Genomic DNA, 15,835 nt, shown 5'->3' with positions numbered 1-15,835 from the left:
CGGACGATTTGCTCGCCGGTCAGGCCGTGTTCGGCAAGATACTGGGCGCCCCACTGGCACATGCCCACGCCGTGGCCGAACCCGTGTCCGTTCTCCAGTACGATCCGCTCGCCGTCATCCCGGATGGTGAACCAGGTGCTGGGCACCTTCATGCCGCCGATGAATCGGCGCCAGGAGTCCGCGTTGACAAGGATCGAGAGTCCGCCGGCGTCAACGACGCGGATTTTCGTGGCCCGCCCGGGGCCGGTGGTCGCAGCCACCTCGACGCGTTGGACCTCGCCCAGGCGGCGGAGTTCGGCCACCCCGCTTTGCCGAAGCGCATCGCCGATGTCCTTCTTCTCCAGGACCACGCCTGACCAGCGGTACCATTTTGCCCGGCAGCAGTACGGGCATTCGACGCCGGCCAACGCCCCGACCGTCTCGCCTCCGAACACGGCGCCCGACGGGCACGTCGCTCCTCCGCACGTCGAATGGTAAAACGTCCGAAGCAGACGCAGGCGCCCCTCCTTGTCACGGTGCGCCGCCACAATCCCCTGCGTCGCCGCGACCGCGTCCCAGGCCCGCTGCGTTTCGGTATCCTTGCCGCCATAAACCTGGCTCTGCTGCGAATCGTAGACGTCGAACGGCTGGGTCAAGCGGCGATTGCGCTCCGCCAGCGCGTACGTTCGGGCCGCCACCGCCTGGGCCTTGTAGGCTTCGAGATGCCAGGATTTCAAAAGTTCGTTGCGCAGGACGCCTGCCAGGTACGCCTCCATCGGCAGGACGTTGACGGCCTGGAGGTTTTCCTCGGCCGTAGCGACGAGACGCAGGAAGCCGCGGTAGGCGCGCTGGCGCTCTTTGCCATCCACCGGCTGGCGTACCGCCAACGTCCCGTCTTCCGCGGGGTAAATCTCAATGGGCAGCGCGCCCAGCGGCCCGCTTTCCGTCGCGACCTCGCCCCCACGCAGGTCGAACGTCATCCACTCGAGACGATCGCCCGATGCGATTGTCTCGGCCCCCCTCTGAAGGCGGTACGGCCCTGCGACGGCCACCGCCAAACTCCGGACGTCGGAACCCAATTTCACCCGGATGAGGGGGATTTCCTTTGCCGGCGCGGGACCCACCCTCGGCTTCGGCCCTTCGCACGAACAGCCGCCCAGCACGACGGCAGCCAGGCCCAGCCCCAACAGGGCCGGGAGGACGGCCATCCACGCGGCGGCTTGTTTTGGGTTGAACCCTGCGGTCACGTCTCGCCTTCCCCGCTCCGATCGGTCGCACTGCCGCCGCGATACAGGTGCAGCGACGTCGGCGCGAACCGTTCCTCCTCGCTGAAGACGCAGCCGCAGTATTGTTGCCGGTACAGGCTGCGGCGTTTGGCTTCCTCGCGGCCACGCCCCGCCAGCGCGCGCCAATCCTCGTAGTGGAACACCAGGCCCCGTCCGGCGGCGGCCTCCTCGCCCAGGCGGCGAACGGCCTCGTGATCCTGGTGCTCCGACGCCAGCAGGGTCGTCGTTATCGCCGAGAATCCCCTCTCGGACGCCACACGCGCCGTTTCGTTCAGGCGCATCCGATAACACGCCAGGCACCGCTCAGGCCGGTCCCACGGCACGGTGCGGAGAAAGCCGCGGACGTCGTACCGCTCGTCCGCCATCAAGGTCAGCCGCTCCCGTTCCGCCAGGACGTGAAGGCTCTTTGCGCGTCGGCGGAACTCCAGCAACGGCTGAATGTTCGGATTGTAGAAATACGCGGCCAAACGGCCGAACCGACGCAGCGGATCCAGGATCGCGGCCAGGCACTGGGCACAGCACGCGTGGACCAGCAGGGTCGGTTCGGCCATGGAGGAACCTAGCCGGCAAGCGAAAGCCCGTAACGTTGGAGGATTTGCTTGATTTCGTTAAGCGACGTTTCGCCGAAGTTCTTGCAGCCCAGGAGTTTCTCCTCCGTAAGGCGGCTCACGTCACCCAGCGTTTCGATGCCGAGGCGCTCGAGGACCTTTCGACTCCGGGCGCTGAGTTCCAGGTCGGCAATGGGCATGCTTGCGCCTCGCGCCGCACCGGAGAGCGGCGCCGCACGCGGCACCGGGGGGGCCACGAACTCCACGCGACCTTCCAGTCCCTCGGTGGCCATTCCGAGGTACAGCCCTTTCGAGGCCAGCATGTCCTTGATTTCCAGGAGGCTCGTTTCGCCGAAGTTTTTATAGGAAAGCAGTTCCTGCTCCGTGTGTCGGATCAGGTCGCCGAGCGTTCGGATGTTCATTTTGCGGAGGCAGTTGCGGCTGCGGACGCTAAGTTCGAAGTCCGTCACGGGGATTTCGAGCACCTGGTTCCGCTTGTCGCGGTGCCGTTCGCTCTCCTCATCGTAATACATGGCCGTCGAGGCCTCCGCGTCGCGAAGGAACAACCGCGCTCGCATCTGGTTCGGATTCACCGCCAGAACCCGCTCGAAACACTCGATCGCCTCGTCGTAGCGCCCCGCATCGTCATACAGCACGCCGAGGTTCACCAGCGCCCCTTCGTGAATGGGCGGCTGCTGGACGCACTGTTTGTAGTAATCGATCGCCAGTTGCTCTTCGCCGCGCATGTCGTACAGGAACGCCAGCCGAAAAAGCGTCTTCCGATGCGTCGCGTCCAATTGCAGCGCGCGCTCGTAGGCCTCGATCGCCTGCTCGTAGTCTCCCTGGATCTCACGGACGTATCCCAGGCGGAACTGGTACGCGGCGGTCTCGGTCTCGTCGCTTGGCACCTTGGCGAGCAGGCCGGCGGCGGCGTCGCCCCGCCCCTCCCGGCAGGCCTTGTCGATTTCCTCAAACACATTAGTCACGGTCTTGCCTCCCATGCACTGCCCTTGCACCGTCGGCGGCCCCAGCCGCCCGAGCGGAGGGCACATTGTAACAGGAACTTCCGCCATTGCAACCCCCCTCGGCCCCGCGGAAAGGGCTTCTGAGGCGTTTTCAAGGGGGCCACCTCCGGCTATAATTGTCTCCATGTCGCCTGAGACCCCGAGCAAGGGACGTGCGAAAGCGGGCTCCGGTCTCACCCGCCGCCGCCTTCTCGCGGCGGGGGCGTCCATCGCCGGAGCCGGTTTCGGCGTCGGCGCGTATTCCTGCTGGGTTGAGCCCACCTGGGTCGAGGTCATCGAGCAAGACCTTCCGGTGCCGAACCTTCCCCCCGCGTGGGACGGCCTGCGCGTCGTTCACGTCGCCGACCTCCACCATGGCTCGAGCGTACCCTTGGACTACCTGGCCCGATGCCTCCGGCGTGTCGCCGACCTTCGGCCGGACCTCGTCGCCGTGGCCGGCGACTTTGTCACGGACTCCGACGCGCGCTACGGCTCCGCCGTGGCTGAACTCTTCGACGGCCTCTCCGCGCCCCTCGGGGTGTTCGCGTGCCTGGGCAACCACGATTATGGGGTGCGGCGGCCGGTGCGTCCGGGCGCCGTGGGCGTGCGGCAAGTGGCTGCGGATCTGGGGCGCCACGGCGTGCGCGTCCTGAGGAACGAGGCCGTCCGGCTCGAGCGCTGCGGCGGGGGTCTGTGGATGGTCGGCGTGGACGACCTTTGGGCGGGTTACTGCGATCCCGAGAAGGCCCTGCGCGACGTGCCGAGCGACGCCGCCAATCTCGTCCTCTGCCACAACCCGGATGCCGCGGACGCCGTCGCCGATGCAGGCGGCGGCGCGATTTTGGCCGGCCACACGCACGGCGGCCAGGTCCGGATTCCGCTTCTCGGACCCATCCTCTTGCCGGTGCGCAACAAGCAGCGCTATGAAGGTCTGCATCGGGTCGGAGGAGCGTGGCTCTACATCACCAGAGGTTTGGGCTGGCTTATTCGGGTTCGCTTCGCCTGCCGCCCGGAGATTTCGCTTCTGACCCTTCGCGCGGCCTCCGACGGCGGATCATCAACAGGATGAGGAGGATTCCCCACGGACCGGGCATGCAGGCTGAGAGCCTGCCCATTGGCAAACTCAGCCGGCGCCGCGGTCAGGCTAGCCCTGGGACGGCGGAGTCTTGTCAGACTTGTCGTTCTGGCCCGCCTGGTTGAGTTCGTCCTCGACGCCGCGCAGGCCCTTCTTGAATTCCACGATGCCGCGGCCGAGGCTTCGGCCCACCTCCGGCAGCCGGCGGCCGAACAACAGCAGCGCGACCACGGCAATGATGATGATCTCCCATGGGCCCGGCATGTAAAACGACAGGAATTCCATCGCACGCCCTCCTGAACCAGTTCGTCCCCATTATACCGACCGGCGGGCGTCAACCCAAGAAATTCCTGGGCATGGCGTCAATCTTTTTTCGCCGCCGCCCGTTCCGCCCGCAGCCAGTCCAACCACGCCTCAAGCCCCTCGCCGGTCCGACACGAGAGTTCGAGAATCCGGGCCTTCGGCGCCAGGCCGCGGACATACTGCCGAAATGCCTCGCACGAAAAGCCGGTCGCCTCCAGAAGGTCCGTCTTGTTCAGCACCACACAGTCCGCCGTGTGGAACACCACGGGGTACTTGATCGGCTTGTCGTCGCCTTCCGGCGTACTGGCGACGACCACGCGGCGGCGCTCCCCCAGGTCAAACTGCGCCGGGCACACAAGGTTCCCCACATTCTCGATGAAAAGCACGTCGAGCGAATCCAGGTTGATCGGCCGGCCCGGGCCGTCGAAAGCCTCGAGCGCCTCAGCCACCTGGACGGCGCTCAGGTGACACCCCTGCCCCGTGTTGATCTGCCGCGCGGCCATCCCGGCCCGGCGGAGGCGTAGGGCGTCGCGGTCCGTCGCCAGATCTCCCTCGATCGCCGCCAGACGCAGTTCGCCGCCCAGCCGGCGCGACGTCTCCTCCAGGAGGCTCGTCTTGCCGGCGCCCGGGCTGCTCATCAGATTCACGGCCAGAATCCCGGCCGCGCGGAACCGCTCGGCCAGTTGCTTCGCCAGCCGGTCGTTCGCCGACACCACTTTCTTTTCAAGACGAATCTCGCGCCTCATCGTCCTGGACGACCTCCAAGGATTCCAGTCGCAAGTCGCGGCCGCCCGTCACTTCGACGTCGAATCCGCCGCAGTCCGGGCACGCCAGGTTGAGCGTCTCGGTTTCGTAGGCGCGGCCGCAGGCCCGGCACTTCAAGGCGACGGGCTCGGTGCGGATTCGCACCTCCGCGGTCGGCCAAGCCGATTCCTCCACCACCAGCCGCATCGCGAATTCGAGCGATTCCGGGTCCGCTCCGCTGAACGTTCCCACGACGACAGTCAGGGCGGCCAGGCGGCCTCGCGGGTGACTTTCCATTTCACGGGTCACCTGCCGCCAGATCGCTTGGGCCAGCGAAAGTTCGTGCACCGCACCCCGCCCCGCGCCAGTGGAAACAGCCAGGTTCCTCCCTGGCTGCTGGTTTCTCCAGACACTTCAGTTAGTTCTACAACGCTATCTCAACGCAGAGAGCGCAGAGGCCGCAGAGGGAGGATTGAGTAACAACAGGCAAGGCAACTTCCGCCAGCGGTTCACAAAACATGTTGCTTGCCGTTCCCCTATCTTTGCAGTTCTCTGCGTTCTCGGCGATCTCTGCGTTGAAGAACACCGTGTAGTAGTGCTACTCGAACACCAGTTGCGTCCCCGTGTTGGCGTTCAGGAGGTAGAATTGGTACTCGCCCACGCGGCGTCCGGCACCCGCAACTTGAACGATCGTGAGCAAAAGCGGGGTCGCCGGGTCCACCGACAGCGTTCCCGCCGCATCAAACGTCACGTAAAACTTGGCCTGGGTGCTCTTGAAGTCGGCGTCGGTCTCCAGGTACCCCGCGGCGTTGACATTCGTGAAGGCGTGCTGGGCCACTTTCTTGGCCACCGTGTCGCGATACGTTTGCCAATCCGCCACGACCGAAGGGTCCGGTTTCGTGGCGTCGGCGGCCACCGACGGAGCCGACGGAAGGTCCGGCGCGCCCGTCAGAACGAAGACCTGCCTGCCGGCGTTCAGGGAACCCCGCCTCGGAACCCGACTCCATAAGACCGTCATCGGATTCGGATTCGTGTCATACTCCAGATACATCGTCGTGCCGTTCTCAACGTTCTCGACGTTGGCGAGGCTGTTCTCGAACACGACGCGCGTCATCACGCCGTTCGACACGGCATAGTCGCGTGCGCCGACCAACATGGCCTGAACGACGGCCGTCGCCTGCCCCGGTGCGACGGCCCCAGCCATCGCCAACCAGACGCTGATGCTGCCGGCCACCACGATGAGCACGATGGCGAGGACCGCCAGAAGTTCCGTCAGCGTAAACCCCCGCGGGGCCCGCCCATCGGCCGGCAACCTCGTCCGACCACATTCCCGTGCTTCAGTTCTGAAAAACGAAGTAACCAATGTCGTCTCCACCCGTTGCGCCGTCCTTACCGAGAGACCGGACTAGGAGGCCGGTCGCCGTCGTGTACTCGTACCGAATCGGGCGCTCCCAGCCGTCCGCGAACAGGTTGAACTCTTTGTCGCCGGTCCCCTTTCGAACCACCGTTTGTCCGCCGGCGCCCTTGTAATAGGGCCCATGGCGCCTCGCGCTCGTGAGGGCGGCGTACAGGAGGGCCTCCTTCTTGTACTCCTCGGGCACGTCGCTCAGGTTGATGCCCAGCGACGCCGCATCCACGACGGCCATGATCCCGTCCTTGTCCTCGGTATAGGGGAACTTGCCGCTGTAATCCTCGGCATAGGCTTGGAGGGCGGCCACGATGGTCTGAAGCCGCGTTCGCGTGAGCCGGGCCCGCCAGGCGTCCTGAATCCGCGGCGCCACGCCGACGATCATCGCCATGAGGATCGCCATAATCGCCATCACCGTAATCAGTTCAACCAGGGTGAAGGCGCGCCCGCCCCGGCGGACTCGTGGGGGGAACGCGGCGATCCCGCCGGTCCTGAGACTAGTACTGCTCGTATTTGAAATTCGCGAGGTCATCACAATAGGTTCCTGCCACCGTGTACGCGGTCGCGAGCGGCCGAATCGCCGGGCTCGGATTCACAAAGGTATAGACTCCGTTCGCGTCCGGCCCAACCCGGTATCCGAACACGCGGTCCGGCCCGGCCGAGATCAGGGCGTAGTCGCGCCGCACGTACTGGTAGGTCCCTTGGCGCCTGAGCAGCATCATGAGGTTGCCCTGGTTGGTGAATCCGTCTTCTCCCTTGGCGAGGTCTGTTGCCTTGTTGTCGTTGAAGTCGTAAACGGCATTGGCGGGGTCCGTCGCCTCCGGGTCGCCGGATTGCTCGTAACGGAAATAGAGGATCGGCCTGGCGGGCTTGAAGGCATCGTCAATGGACGCGATGCCGCCGCCCTCGAAGTAGGGCCCGAACTTCTCCGCGCTGGTCCCGCCAAACGGCATCTTGTTGGGGACCGAACCGGTTCCCCAGCCGGTGCCTTCCGGCCCGCTCAGGCCGATGGCGAGGTTTTTGTAGCCGAACGCTGTCCTACTTGTGAGCGTCTCATGCAGGGCGTCGCTGGGCGGATAGACGCCGAAATCCCCATAAAACCCCGCCAATCCTGCTTCGATGCGCTTGATGGTGTTGCCCGTCGTCACCCCCTGGGCCACCACAACGGCATAGTTCACCACCGGCATGAGGAGCATGACCAGCAGGCCGATGATACCCATCACGACGAGCAGTTCGATCAGCGTGAACCCGCGTTTCACCGGAGCCGCTGTTTTCATGGCAGTCCTCTCCTTTCGGCCGGCGCGGCGCTAGCGCGCGTACGGGATGTCGTCACAGGTCATCCCCTCCTCGGTCCCGGCGGTGACGGGAACAATCCCCCCCCCATCCGTTTCCTTGCGTTTATAAACCAGACCATACCGCCGGTCAAACCCCGGCGAGACGAGCAGATACCGCTTCATCCCGCCCGCGACGCTGTTGGTGCTGGCGAAGTTGGCCGCACTCGTGTACCCCATGAAGGCCTGCTTGGTGGGGTCCGGATTGGCCGGGTCCTGGTTGTCGGTCCAGGCGAAGGTCCAAATGAGGGGGGTGGCTCCAGGAGACGCCCGGAAATAGAGGATTCTTCCGACCACCACATTGTCCCGAAGGCCGACCGGTTGGAAGGCGTCCGTGAAGCCCGCCACCGTTTTGTCCGCATCATCAAAATAGACCACACGCGATTCCTCGGCCTCGTAATAGGGTCCGTAAACTCTCGTGGGGCGGCGGTCGTCAAACGGCATCCGGCCGCCCGCGGTGGTCCCCCACCCCCTCGCCGCGGGCCCACGCAGGTAGTACACGAGGTTGGAGGCGCCGTCCGGCAAGCGGCCGGTGGTCGTGTCCCCGAGTATGTACGGCTTGCTGGGGGGATAGCACCCAAAATCGTTCCGAAACGCCTCCAGCCCCAACGGGATCTCCTTCTCGATGATCCTTTTGGTATTGATGGTGATGATGATTGCGGTGGCCTTGGTGACGGCCGGCACCAGAAGCGTGATAAGCAGGCCGATGATGGCGACGACGATCATCAGTTCGACCAGCGTGAAGCCCCGAGTTTTCCTTCGAGCCGCCATCCGGCGCTCCTCGCCCCCCGGTTGCTCAACCCTGCCCGACCTGTTTGATAAGTTCGACGAGCGGGAGGAACAACGCGATGACAATCGATCCGATCATCGCGCCCAGCAAAACGACCAGCAACGGCTCCATGGCGCTCATCAGACTGCCGACCAGGTGGTCCACTTCTTCGTCGTAGGTGTCGGCCACCTTGATGAGCATCTTGTCCAGTTCGCCGGTTTCCTCGCCGACGTCGACCATATTGACCACGATGGGATCCACGACGCCGCTCTGCCGCAGCGGCCCGGCGATGCTTTCGCCTTCGCGGATCGAATCGTGGACCTGGCCCAGCGCCTGCGACACGACGGCATTGCCGACCGTTTCGCGGGTGATGTTCAGGGCTTCCAGGATCGGCACGCCCGAGGAGATCAGAGTCCCCAGCGTGCGTGCGAATCTTGCAATCGCCGTCCGGTTGACGATGCTTCCGATAATCGGTATCCGCATCTTCACCCAGTCGAGCATGTACTGCCCCTTCCGGCTCGCCTTCGTCATCCGCAGGATCACCCAGAGCAGGATCGGCACCAACAGCAGCAGGTACCAATAGCCTCCGACGAAGTGGGAGAAGCCGACGAGGATCCTCGTTGGGAGCGGCAATTGGGGAATCTTGAATTTCGCAAAGATATCAATAAACTTCGGCACAATCCATTTCATGATCGCAATAAGGATGATGATCGCAATGCTGATGACCATGACGGGATAGATCATCGCGCTGATGATACGGCGTTTGAGGGCGACGGCCTTTTCCATGAAATCCGCCAGTTTCTGCAGGATCTGGTCCAGGACACCGCCCGCCTCCCCAGCGCGGACCGTGTACACGTACAACCGGTCGAACGCTTTCGGGTGCTTCTCCATGGCTTCCGACAGCGTCGATCCCGCCTCGACGTCCTCGATGATGTCCTGTAAGGCGTTTTTCAAGACGCCGGGCTTCGCCTGGCCTTCGAGAATCCGAAGGCTTCGCAGAATCGGAAGGCCGGCGTCCTGAAGCGTGGACATCTGACGCGTGAACTGCGTCAGTTGCTTCATGCCGACCCGGCCGATGGCGAACGACTTGCCTTTTTTCGAGGGCCCCGCCGCTCGTGCCGGCCGGCCTTTCAGCCGGATGTGGGTGGGAAACTGGCCCTGCCCACGAATCCTCGAGATTGCTTCTTCCTGGCTCGCCGCGTCGATCTCCGCGCGGACTTCCTTTCCGGTCGCGTCCATCGCCTCATATTGGAACACTGGCATCGCGCGTCTCCTATACCGCTATTGCTCGACCGCGGTGGCTTTCACCACCTCTTCGATCGTCGTCACGCCGTCGAAAACGGCCAGCAGCCCGCTGTCGCGCAGGTTCCGCATGCCGCGCTTCCTCGCCTCTTCCCGCACCGTGTTCGTCGAGGCCTGCTTCAGGATCAAGTCCCGCAGCGCGTCGTCCATCCTCATAATCTCAAAGATACCTATTCGGCCGCGGTATCCCGTGTTGTTGCACTGCTCGCACCCCTTGCCGAAGTAAAACGTCCGGCCGCGGACTTCCTCCGGCGTCAGCGAAAGTTCCCACAGCATGTCCTCGGTCGGCTCGAACTCCGAACGGCAATGGACGCACACCTTGCGGACCAGGCGCTGGGCGACGACGGCTTCGAGCGTCGAGGTCACGAGGTACGGCTCCAGGCCGAGGTCCAGGAGACGCGTGATGGCCGTGGGCGCGTCGTTCGTGTGCAGCGTCGAGAACACCAGATGCCCGGTGAGCGACGCGTGGATCGCGATCTCGGCCGTCTCCATGTCGCGGACCTCGCCCACCAGGATCACATCCGGGTCCTGCCGCAGAATGTGCCGCAGGCATCGCGCGAACGTCAGTTCGATGTCCGGGTTGATCTGTACCTGGATGAGCCCCTCGATGTCGTACTCGACCGGGTCCTCCGTCGTAATGATCTTCGTCTCCACCCTGTTGATCGTCGACAGCGCCGAATACAGCGTGGTCGTCTTCCCGCACCCCGTCGGGCCGGTCACGATGACGATGCCGTTCGGCAGATGAATCAGTTCGTCGATGACCTGCTGCTCGTCCAGCCGGAGGCCCAGTTTGGTCATGTCCAGTTCGACCTGAGTCCGGTCCAGGACGCGCATCACGACGCTTTCGCCGAACATGGTCGGCAAGACCGAGACTCGCAGATCCACGGGTTTCGCGCCGACCGTCAACTCGATGCGGCCGTCCTGCGGCAGCCGGCGTTCGGCGATGTCCAGGTTCGCCATGACCTTGATGCGGCTGGCGACGGCGAGCGCGATGTGCCTCGGCGGCGGCACCATCTCGTACAGCACGCCGTCAATCCGGTAGCGCATCTTAAATTCGTCTTCGAACGGTTCGAAGTGGATGTCCGACGCCTTGTCGCGGATCGCCTGGAGCAGCACCAGGTTCAGCAATTTCTTGACCGGCTGGCTTTCGCTCATCGCCCGGATGTCTTCCAGGTCGAAGGCCTCGTCGCCCTCGGGCAACCACTGCACCGTGCTCCCGAGTTCGCTGATGACCGACTCCACCGACTCCGCCTGCGCGTAGTACTTGTCCAGCGCCCGCACGAGAGCCGACGGTTCAGCCAGCGCACCGGTGATGTCGTAGTCCAGGAGCATGTGCAGTTCGTCCATCGCCCGGAAGTTTGTCGGGTCCGCCATCGCGACCGTCAGCCGACCCGCCTCAAACTCGATCGGCACGACGCTGTAACTGCGGGCCGTCATGGCGTCCATCTTGTCGATGACTTCCGGCGGGATTTCCAGTGCGTCCAAGTCCACGCGGCGCATGCCCGCCTGGATCGCCAGGGCCGCCGAAATGTCCGCCGCCTCACAGTAGCCCTGGTCCACCAGCACAGCACCGATAGCCCCGCCGCGCTTCTTGCGGATCTCGAGGGCCTCGGCCAACTGCTCCTTCCGGACCTTGCCCATTTCCAGGAGGATGGCGCCGAGAGGCTTCTGTCTCAGCATCGCCTCCGCGGCGATATCCGCCGCACGCCCTGCGGTCCCCTCAGGGCGCTGCTTCGGGGGTTCCGTCGGCCGGCCCGTGTCCCTTTCTGCTTTCGGTGTCCCGCTCACAAGTCTTCCTCTCCGCCCGTCAGGCGCCCATCATTCCTGCCCCGGTCGATGAGCCTCCCGCAGTTCTTCGGCGTCGAACGGCCCGCCGATCCGCTTCAGGACCTCGCGGCCCTCCGCCGTCTGGTCCAGTTTCTGTTCCAGTTCCTCGGGCCGCTGCGCCCGCTCCAGCATCTCCTCCGGCGCAATGATCCCGCGTGAATACAGATCCCACAGGGCGTCGTCCAGCAACTGCATGCCCCATTTGCGACCCGTCTGAATCACCGACTCCAGACGAAATGTCTCGTTCTTCCGGATCAGGTTCTGCGCCGCAGGGGTAATCATAAGGAACTCGTACGCCGCAATCCGTCCCGGCATGTCGATCCGCGGGATCAGGGTCTGCGAGATCACGGCCATCAGCGAGCCCGCCAACTGGACCCGGATCATCTCTTTTTGCGCCACCGGGAACGCATCGACAATCCGGTTCACCGTCCCCGCGGCGCCCGTCGTGTGCAGCGTCGAGAACACGAGGTGTCCCGTTTCGGCCGCTCGAATGGCCGCCTCCATCGTCTGGATGTCGCGCATCTCACCGACGAGGATCACATCCGGGTCCGCGCGCAGCGCCCGGCGGATCGCCTCCTCGTACGTCGGCACGTCGGTATTCAATTCGCGCTGGTTCACGATCGACTTCTTATGGTCGTGATAGTACTCGATCGGCTCTTCGACGGTGATGATGTGGCGATCGAAAGTCTCGTTGATGTAGTTGATCATCGAGGCGAGCGTCGTCGTCTTGCCCGACCCCGTCGGGCCCGTCACCAGAAACAGCCCGCGCGTCTTCCCGAGCAGCGACTCCACGATCGGAGGCAGGCCGATTTCCGAAAGCGTCATCAACCGGGTCGGAATCAACCGCAACGTCATCCCCACGCAGCCTTTCTGCCTGAACACCGCCACGCGGAACCGCGCCTTATCCTGATACGAAAAGCCGTAGTCCGCCGACCCCACCTCCTCCAGTTCCTGCTGATACCGGTCCGGCGTGATGCTCCGCATCAGACCGACCGTGTCTTCCGGCTCGAGCACTTTCGTCTGCAGCCGCTTCAGCCGGCCGTGCAGCCGCACCACCGGCGGCTGGCCCACGTGCAGGTGCAGGTCGGACGCATTCTTCGACACGACAAACTGGAGCAGTTTGTCGATCTGAATGCTTGCGGCGCTTTCCGTGCCCACGGTTCGGCTAACTCCTTTCTACATCCCGCCTTAATTGTAGCGCCGAGGCCGCCCTTGCGGCAACCGCCCCGGCCGCCCACCGGCCCTTATTGCACCTGAGCGACCTCACGTTGGGCTCGGGCCAGAACCTCGTCCAACGTCGTCATACCCCGCACCATCTTGATCAGGCCGTCCTCCAGCAGGGTCCGCATGCCCAGGGACCGCGACGCCCGCCGGATTTCGTTCAGCGGACGCCTCTGAAACGCCATTTCCTTCAATTCCGTGCTCATGACCATCAACTCGAAGATACCCAGCCGACCCCGGTAGCCCATGCCGTGGCATTTCGGGCATCCCACTGGCCGGTAGAACGTCGCCTGCGCCAGTTGCTCTTCCGTCATGCCCAAGCCGCGCAGCGTCGCCAGGTCCACCTGGTCGTCCGGTTCCTTGCATTCCGGACAGAGGATCCGCACGAGGCGCTGCGCCATGATGGCTTGGACGGAACTGGCGACGAGGAACGGCTTGACTCCCATATCAATCAGTCGCGTGATGGCACTGGGCGCGTCGTTCGTATGAAGTGTACTGAATACCAAGTGTCCCGTCAGCGAGGCCTGCACAGCCATCTCTGCCGTCTGCAAATCGCGGATCTCGCCCACCAGGATGATGTTCGGCGCCTGACGCATCATCGCCCGGATGATCGATTGCCACGTCAGGCCGATCTGCTCGTTCACCTGCACCTGGTTGATCCCCGTCATGTGGTATTCGACCGGGTCCTCGGCCGTGATGATCTTGCGGTCGGGCGTGTTCAACTTGTTCAGGGCCGCGTACAGCGTGGTCGTCTTGCCCGACCCGGTCGGACCCGTCACCAGGAAGATCCCGTTGGGCCGGGCGATCAACTTCTCAAACAGTTCAAACTCGTCCGGCAGGAAGCCCAGCGCGTCCAGACCCAGTTTGATGGATTCCCGCCTCAGGATTCGCAGGACGACGCTCTCCCCGTGGTACCCCGGCAGGGTCGAGACGCGGAAGTCCAGGTCCTCGCCGTCCAGGCGCATGCGGATACGACCGTCCTGCGGCAGGCGTTTCTCCTCGATCTGCATCCCCGCCATCAATTTCACGCGGGTCGTAATCGCCCCCTGGAGGCGTTTCGGCGGCGCGTCCCGCTCCAGGCAGACGCCGTCGACCCGATACCGGATCCGCAGGCGATGCTGGAGGGGCTCGATGTGGATGTCGCTCGCCCGCATCCGCACCGCCTCCGTGATCATCAACTGCACCAGCCGGATGATCGGCGCCGATTCGGCATGCGGTTCTCCGCTGTCGCCGGTCCGCTCCTCGTATTGAACGTCCGACGCTGTGAACTCCTGCAGCATCGAGTCCACCGACTCGGATTCCGTCCGCTCCGTGTAACTCGAAATGATCTGGCTCACCTGTTCCCGCGGCGCCAGGACGCAGTCCACGTCCAGATTCAGCCGGAAACGGATCGCGTCCACCGACTCCAGGTCCAGCGGGTCCGTGATCGCCACCTTCAGCCGACCGTCCTCGTACGCCAGCGGGAGGATCTGGTACTCCCGCATCATCTCCTCCGGCATCATCTCCATCACCTGGGGGTTGATCGTCCCGATGTCCAGTTCCACGTACTCCATGTCGAACTGCATCGCCAGCGCCTTCGTCACGTCCACCTCGGTGCACGCGCCCATGGCGATGAGCAGTTCGCCCAGGCGCCGGCCGCCTCGGCCCTGACGCTCCAGCGCTTCCTTGATCTGCTTGTCGGTGACGAGCCCCAACTCTTTCAGGATCTCGCCGATCTGTTTGCGCGTTCCGATCATGGCTTCCTCACTCCATGCCCAAGTCCTCCAGCAGCCCGGCCCCGGCTCTTTGCAGAAGCGATGTCCTGGCCCGCGGGTCGGCATAGCGCTTGTGCCGCACGCGTCAGGCTCCCGTCCGCTTCGGTATGCACGTTGCGGTCTGCCTGGTGGAAAGCCCGATTCCGTCTTTCGCCCTTGGCCAGTTTACCCCCCCGCCCGCAGGCCCGCAAGTTCAAAGCCGCCCCGCCCGACAGGCTCTCATACGTGCAGTTCAATCACGTCCTTGTCCGCCAGGACGTGGTCCCGCTGGACCGCCTGGCCGTCGTACTTCCCTCCCCCCCAGATTCGGGCCCGCTTCAGGTGCTGCGCCAGTTCCCGGTGAATCGCTTCCGCCAAATCCATCACCGTGCTGCCGCGCGGGACGATGAACGGCTGATCGAGGTCGGCCGGCTTACCCGGCTCCTTGCTATACACCCGCACCACGTCCAGCATCGCGAAGAGCCGCTTTCCCAGGTCCTCGAGACCTTCGCGGGTTTCGGCACTCGTCGCGACGAACGGCTCCAGGTCTGTCCGCAATCCCCGCAGCGCCTCCAGATTGTCCTTCGCCCCGGGGGCGTCCGCTTTCGTCCCCACGAAGATCGTCCGCTTCGCAACCGCCCCCTCGGGCCCCTTCTGCCCTTCCCGCACGAGACCCTTCGCCTCCAGGACCCTCAGGCACACCTCCACCTGTTCCAGCACATCGCCCGCCGAAAGGTCCAGGCAGATCATCAGGATGTCGGCGTTTCGCAGGGTCCCCGTCATCCCCGACACAAGTCCTTCCGCCGAGACGGGCGGAAGGTCCACGAGTTGAATCTGAATGTCCTCGAACGACATCATCCCCGGTACGGGCGCGTGCGTCGCGTACGGATACGGGGCCACTTTCACCTTGGCGTGGCTGACGGCGGCCACCAGGGAACTCTTGCCGACGTTCGGCGTGCCGACGAGGGCCACCTGTCCCGCCCCCTGTTTCTCGACGAAAAAGACGTCAACGCCGCCGCCCTTGCCCCGCGCCTGGGTCGCCGCCGCCCGCACCTTGGCGATCCGGTGCTTGATGTCCGCCTGCATCTTCTCCGTGCCTTTGTGCTTCGGAATCGTCGCGAGCATCTCTTCGAGGGCCGCAATCTTCTCGGGCGCCGTCTTGGCCTGGCGGAAGGCCTTCTCGGCGTGCAGATAATCCGGTGTCAGGTTGGCCGGCATCGGTCCTCTCTCGCGTCGACCGGAATGGCCGGCCCATTTTATCCATCCGCCGGCCGCTTGCAAGGCCCCCGTCCGCGGCGAAAGGCT

At 64.4% G+C, this 15,835-nt stretch carries 16 protein-coding genes; 1 reads left to right on the top strand and 15 read right to left on the bottom strand.

Going from position 1 to position 15,835, the window contains the following annotated elements; translation table 11 throughout:
• The 3 genes from NTX40_04765 to NTX40_04755 form a co-directional block, all read right to left on the bottom strand.
• Nucleotides 1-1,187: SpoIID/LytB domain-containing protein (locus tag NTX40_04765; protein MCX5648395.1), on the bottom strand; the 1,187-nt coding region annotated here is incomplete at its 3' end.
• A 35-nt stretch (nt 1,188-1,222) separates the two neighbouring features.
• Nucleotides 1,223-1,816: an epoxyqueuosine reductase QueH gene (locus NTX40_04760; GenBank protein MCX5648394.1), complete on the bottom strand. Its 594-nt coding sequence runs from the start codon at nt 1,814-1,816 to the stop codon at nt 1,223-1,225.
• 8 nt (nt 1,817-1,824) lie between these two features.
• Nucleotides 1,825-2,886: a tetratricopeptide repeat protein gene (locus tag NTX40_04755; protein MCX5648393.1), complete on the bottom strand. Its 1,062-nt coding sequence runs from the start codon at nt 2,884-2,886 to the stop codon at nt 1,825-1,827.
• Nucleotides 2,887-2,962: 76 nt separating this feature from the next.
• On the opposite strand from NTX40_04755, the gene yaeI reads away from it, so the two are divergent.
• The gene (gene yaeI, locus NTX40_04750) at nt 2,963-3,886 is read left to right on the top strand and encodes a phosphodiesterase YaeI (protein MCX5648392.1); all 924 of its coding nucleotides are present in this window, start codon (nt 2,963-2,965) and stop codon (nt 3,884-3,886) included.
• Nucleotides 3,887-3,961: 75 nt separating this feature from the next.
• Here the strand turns inward: yaeI and NTX40_04745 are convergent, their stop codons facing one another.
• From NTX40_04745 to NTX40_04690, 12 genes are all read right to left on the bottom strand, one after another.
• A complete protein-coding gene (locus tag NTX40_04745; GenBank protein ID MCX5648391.1) occupies nt 3,962-4,177 on the bottom strand; it encodes a twin-arginine translocase TatA/TatE family subunit in 216 nt (71 codons plus the stop codon).
• Between the two features lie 77 nt (nt 4,178-4,254).
• Nucleotides 4,255-4,941, bottom strand: a complete 687-nt coding sequence (gene hypB / locus NTX40_04740) for a hydrogenase nickel incorporation protein HypB (protein ID MCX5648390.1) — start codon at nt 4,939-4,941, stop codon at nt 4,255-4,257.
• Nucleotides 4,919-5,287 (bottom strand): hydrogenase maturation nickel metallochaperone HypA, encoded by a 369-nt coding sequence (locus tag NTX40_04735; GenBank protein ID MCX5648389.1) that lies wholly within the window; start codon nt 5,285-5,287, stop codon nt 4,919-4,921. The genes hypB and NTX40_04735 overlap by 23 nt, the downstream gene beginning before the upstream one ends.
• A 250-nt stretch (nt 5,288-5,537) precedes the next feature.
• A complete protein-coding gene (locus NTX40_04730) occupies nt 5,538-6,251 on the bottom strand; it encodes a type II secretion system protein (protein MCX5648388.1) in 714 nt (237 codons plus the stop codon).
• Between the two features lie 25 nt (nt 6,252-6,276).
• Nucleotides 6,277-6,879, bottom strand: coding sequence for a type II secretion system protein (locus tag NTX40_04725; protein ID MCX5648387.1), 603 nt, complete (start codon nt 6,877-6,879; stop codon nt 6,277-6,279).
• Nucleotides 6,845-7,624, bottom strand: coding sequence for a prepilin-type N-terminal cleavage/methylation domain-containing protein (locus NTX40_04720; protein MCX5648386.1), 780 nt, complete (start codon nt 7,622-7,624; stop codon nt 6,845-6,847). Before NTX40_04720 ends, NTX40_04725 begins: the two co-directional genes overlap by 35 nt.
• Nucleotides 7,625-7,654: 30 nt before the next feature.
• Nucleotides 7,655-8,449: a type II secretion system protein gene (locus tag NTX40_04715; protein MCX5648385.1), complete on the bottom strand. Its 795-nt coding sequence runs from the start codon at nt 8,447-8,449 to the stop codon at nt 7,655-7,657.
• Nucleotides 8,450-8,474: 25 nt separating this feature from the next.
• Complete coding sequence (locus tag NTX40_04710) at nt 8,475-9,710, bottom strand: type II secretion system F family protein (protein MCX5648384.1); 1,236 nt, start codon at nt 9,708-9,710, stop codon at nt 8,475-8,477.
• A gap of 18 nt (nt 9,711-9,728) precedes the next feature.
• The gene (locus tag NTX40_04705) at nt 9,729-11,429 is read right to left on the bottom strand and encodes an ATPase, T2SS/T4P/T4SS family (protein MCX5648383.1); all 1,701 of its coding nucleotides are present in this window, start codon (nt 11,427-11,429) and stop codon (nt 9,729-9,731) included.
• 138 nt (nt 11,430-11,567) lie between these two features.
• A complete protein-coding gene (locus tag NTX40_04700) occupies nt 11,568-12,710 on the bottom strand; it encodes a type IV pilus twitching motility protein PilT (protein ID MCX5648382.1) in 1,143 nt (380 codons plus the stop codon).
• Between the two features lie 110 nt (nt 12,711-12,820).
• On the bottom strand, nt 12,821-14,533 hold the full coding sequence (locus NTX40_04695) for an ATPase, T2SS/T4P/T4SS family (GenBank protein MCX5648381.1): 1,713 nt from the start codon (nt 14,531-14,533) through the stop codon (nt 12,821-12,823).
• Between the two features lie 237 nt (nt 14,534-14,770).
• Nucleotides 14,771-15,748 (bottom strand): TGS domain-containing protein, encoded by a 978-nt coding sequence (locus tag NTX40_04690; GenBank protein MCX5648380.1) that lies wholly within the window; start codon nt 15,746-15,748, stop codon nt 14,771-14,773.
• Between the last annotated feature and the right edge of the window lie 87 nt (nt 15,749-15,835).

It is taken from the genome of Planctomycetota bacterium (genome assembly GCA_026387035.1).
Lineage (GTDB): Bacteria > Planctomycetota > Phycisphaerae > FEN-1346 > FEN-1346 > JAPLMM01.
The sequence above is the reverse complement of the archived record's forward strand: the minus strand, read 5'-3'. Positions and strand labels throughout refer to the sequence as shown.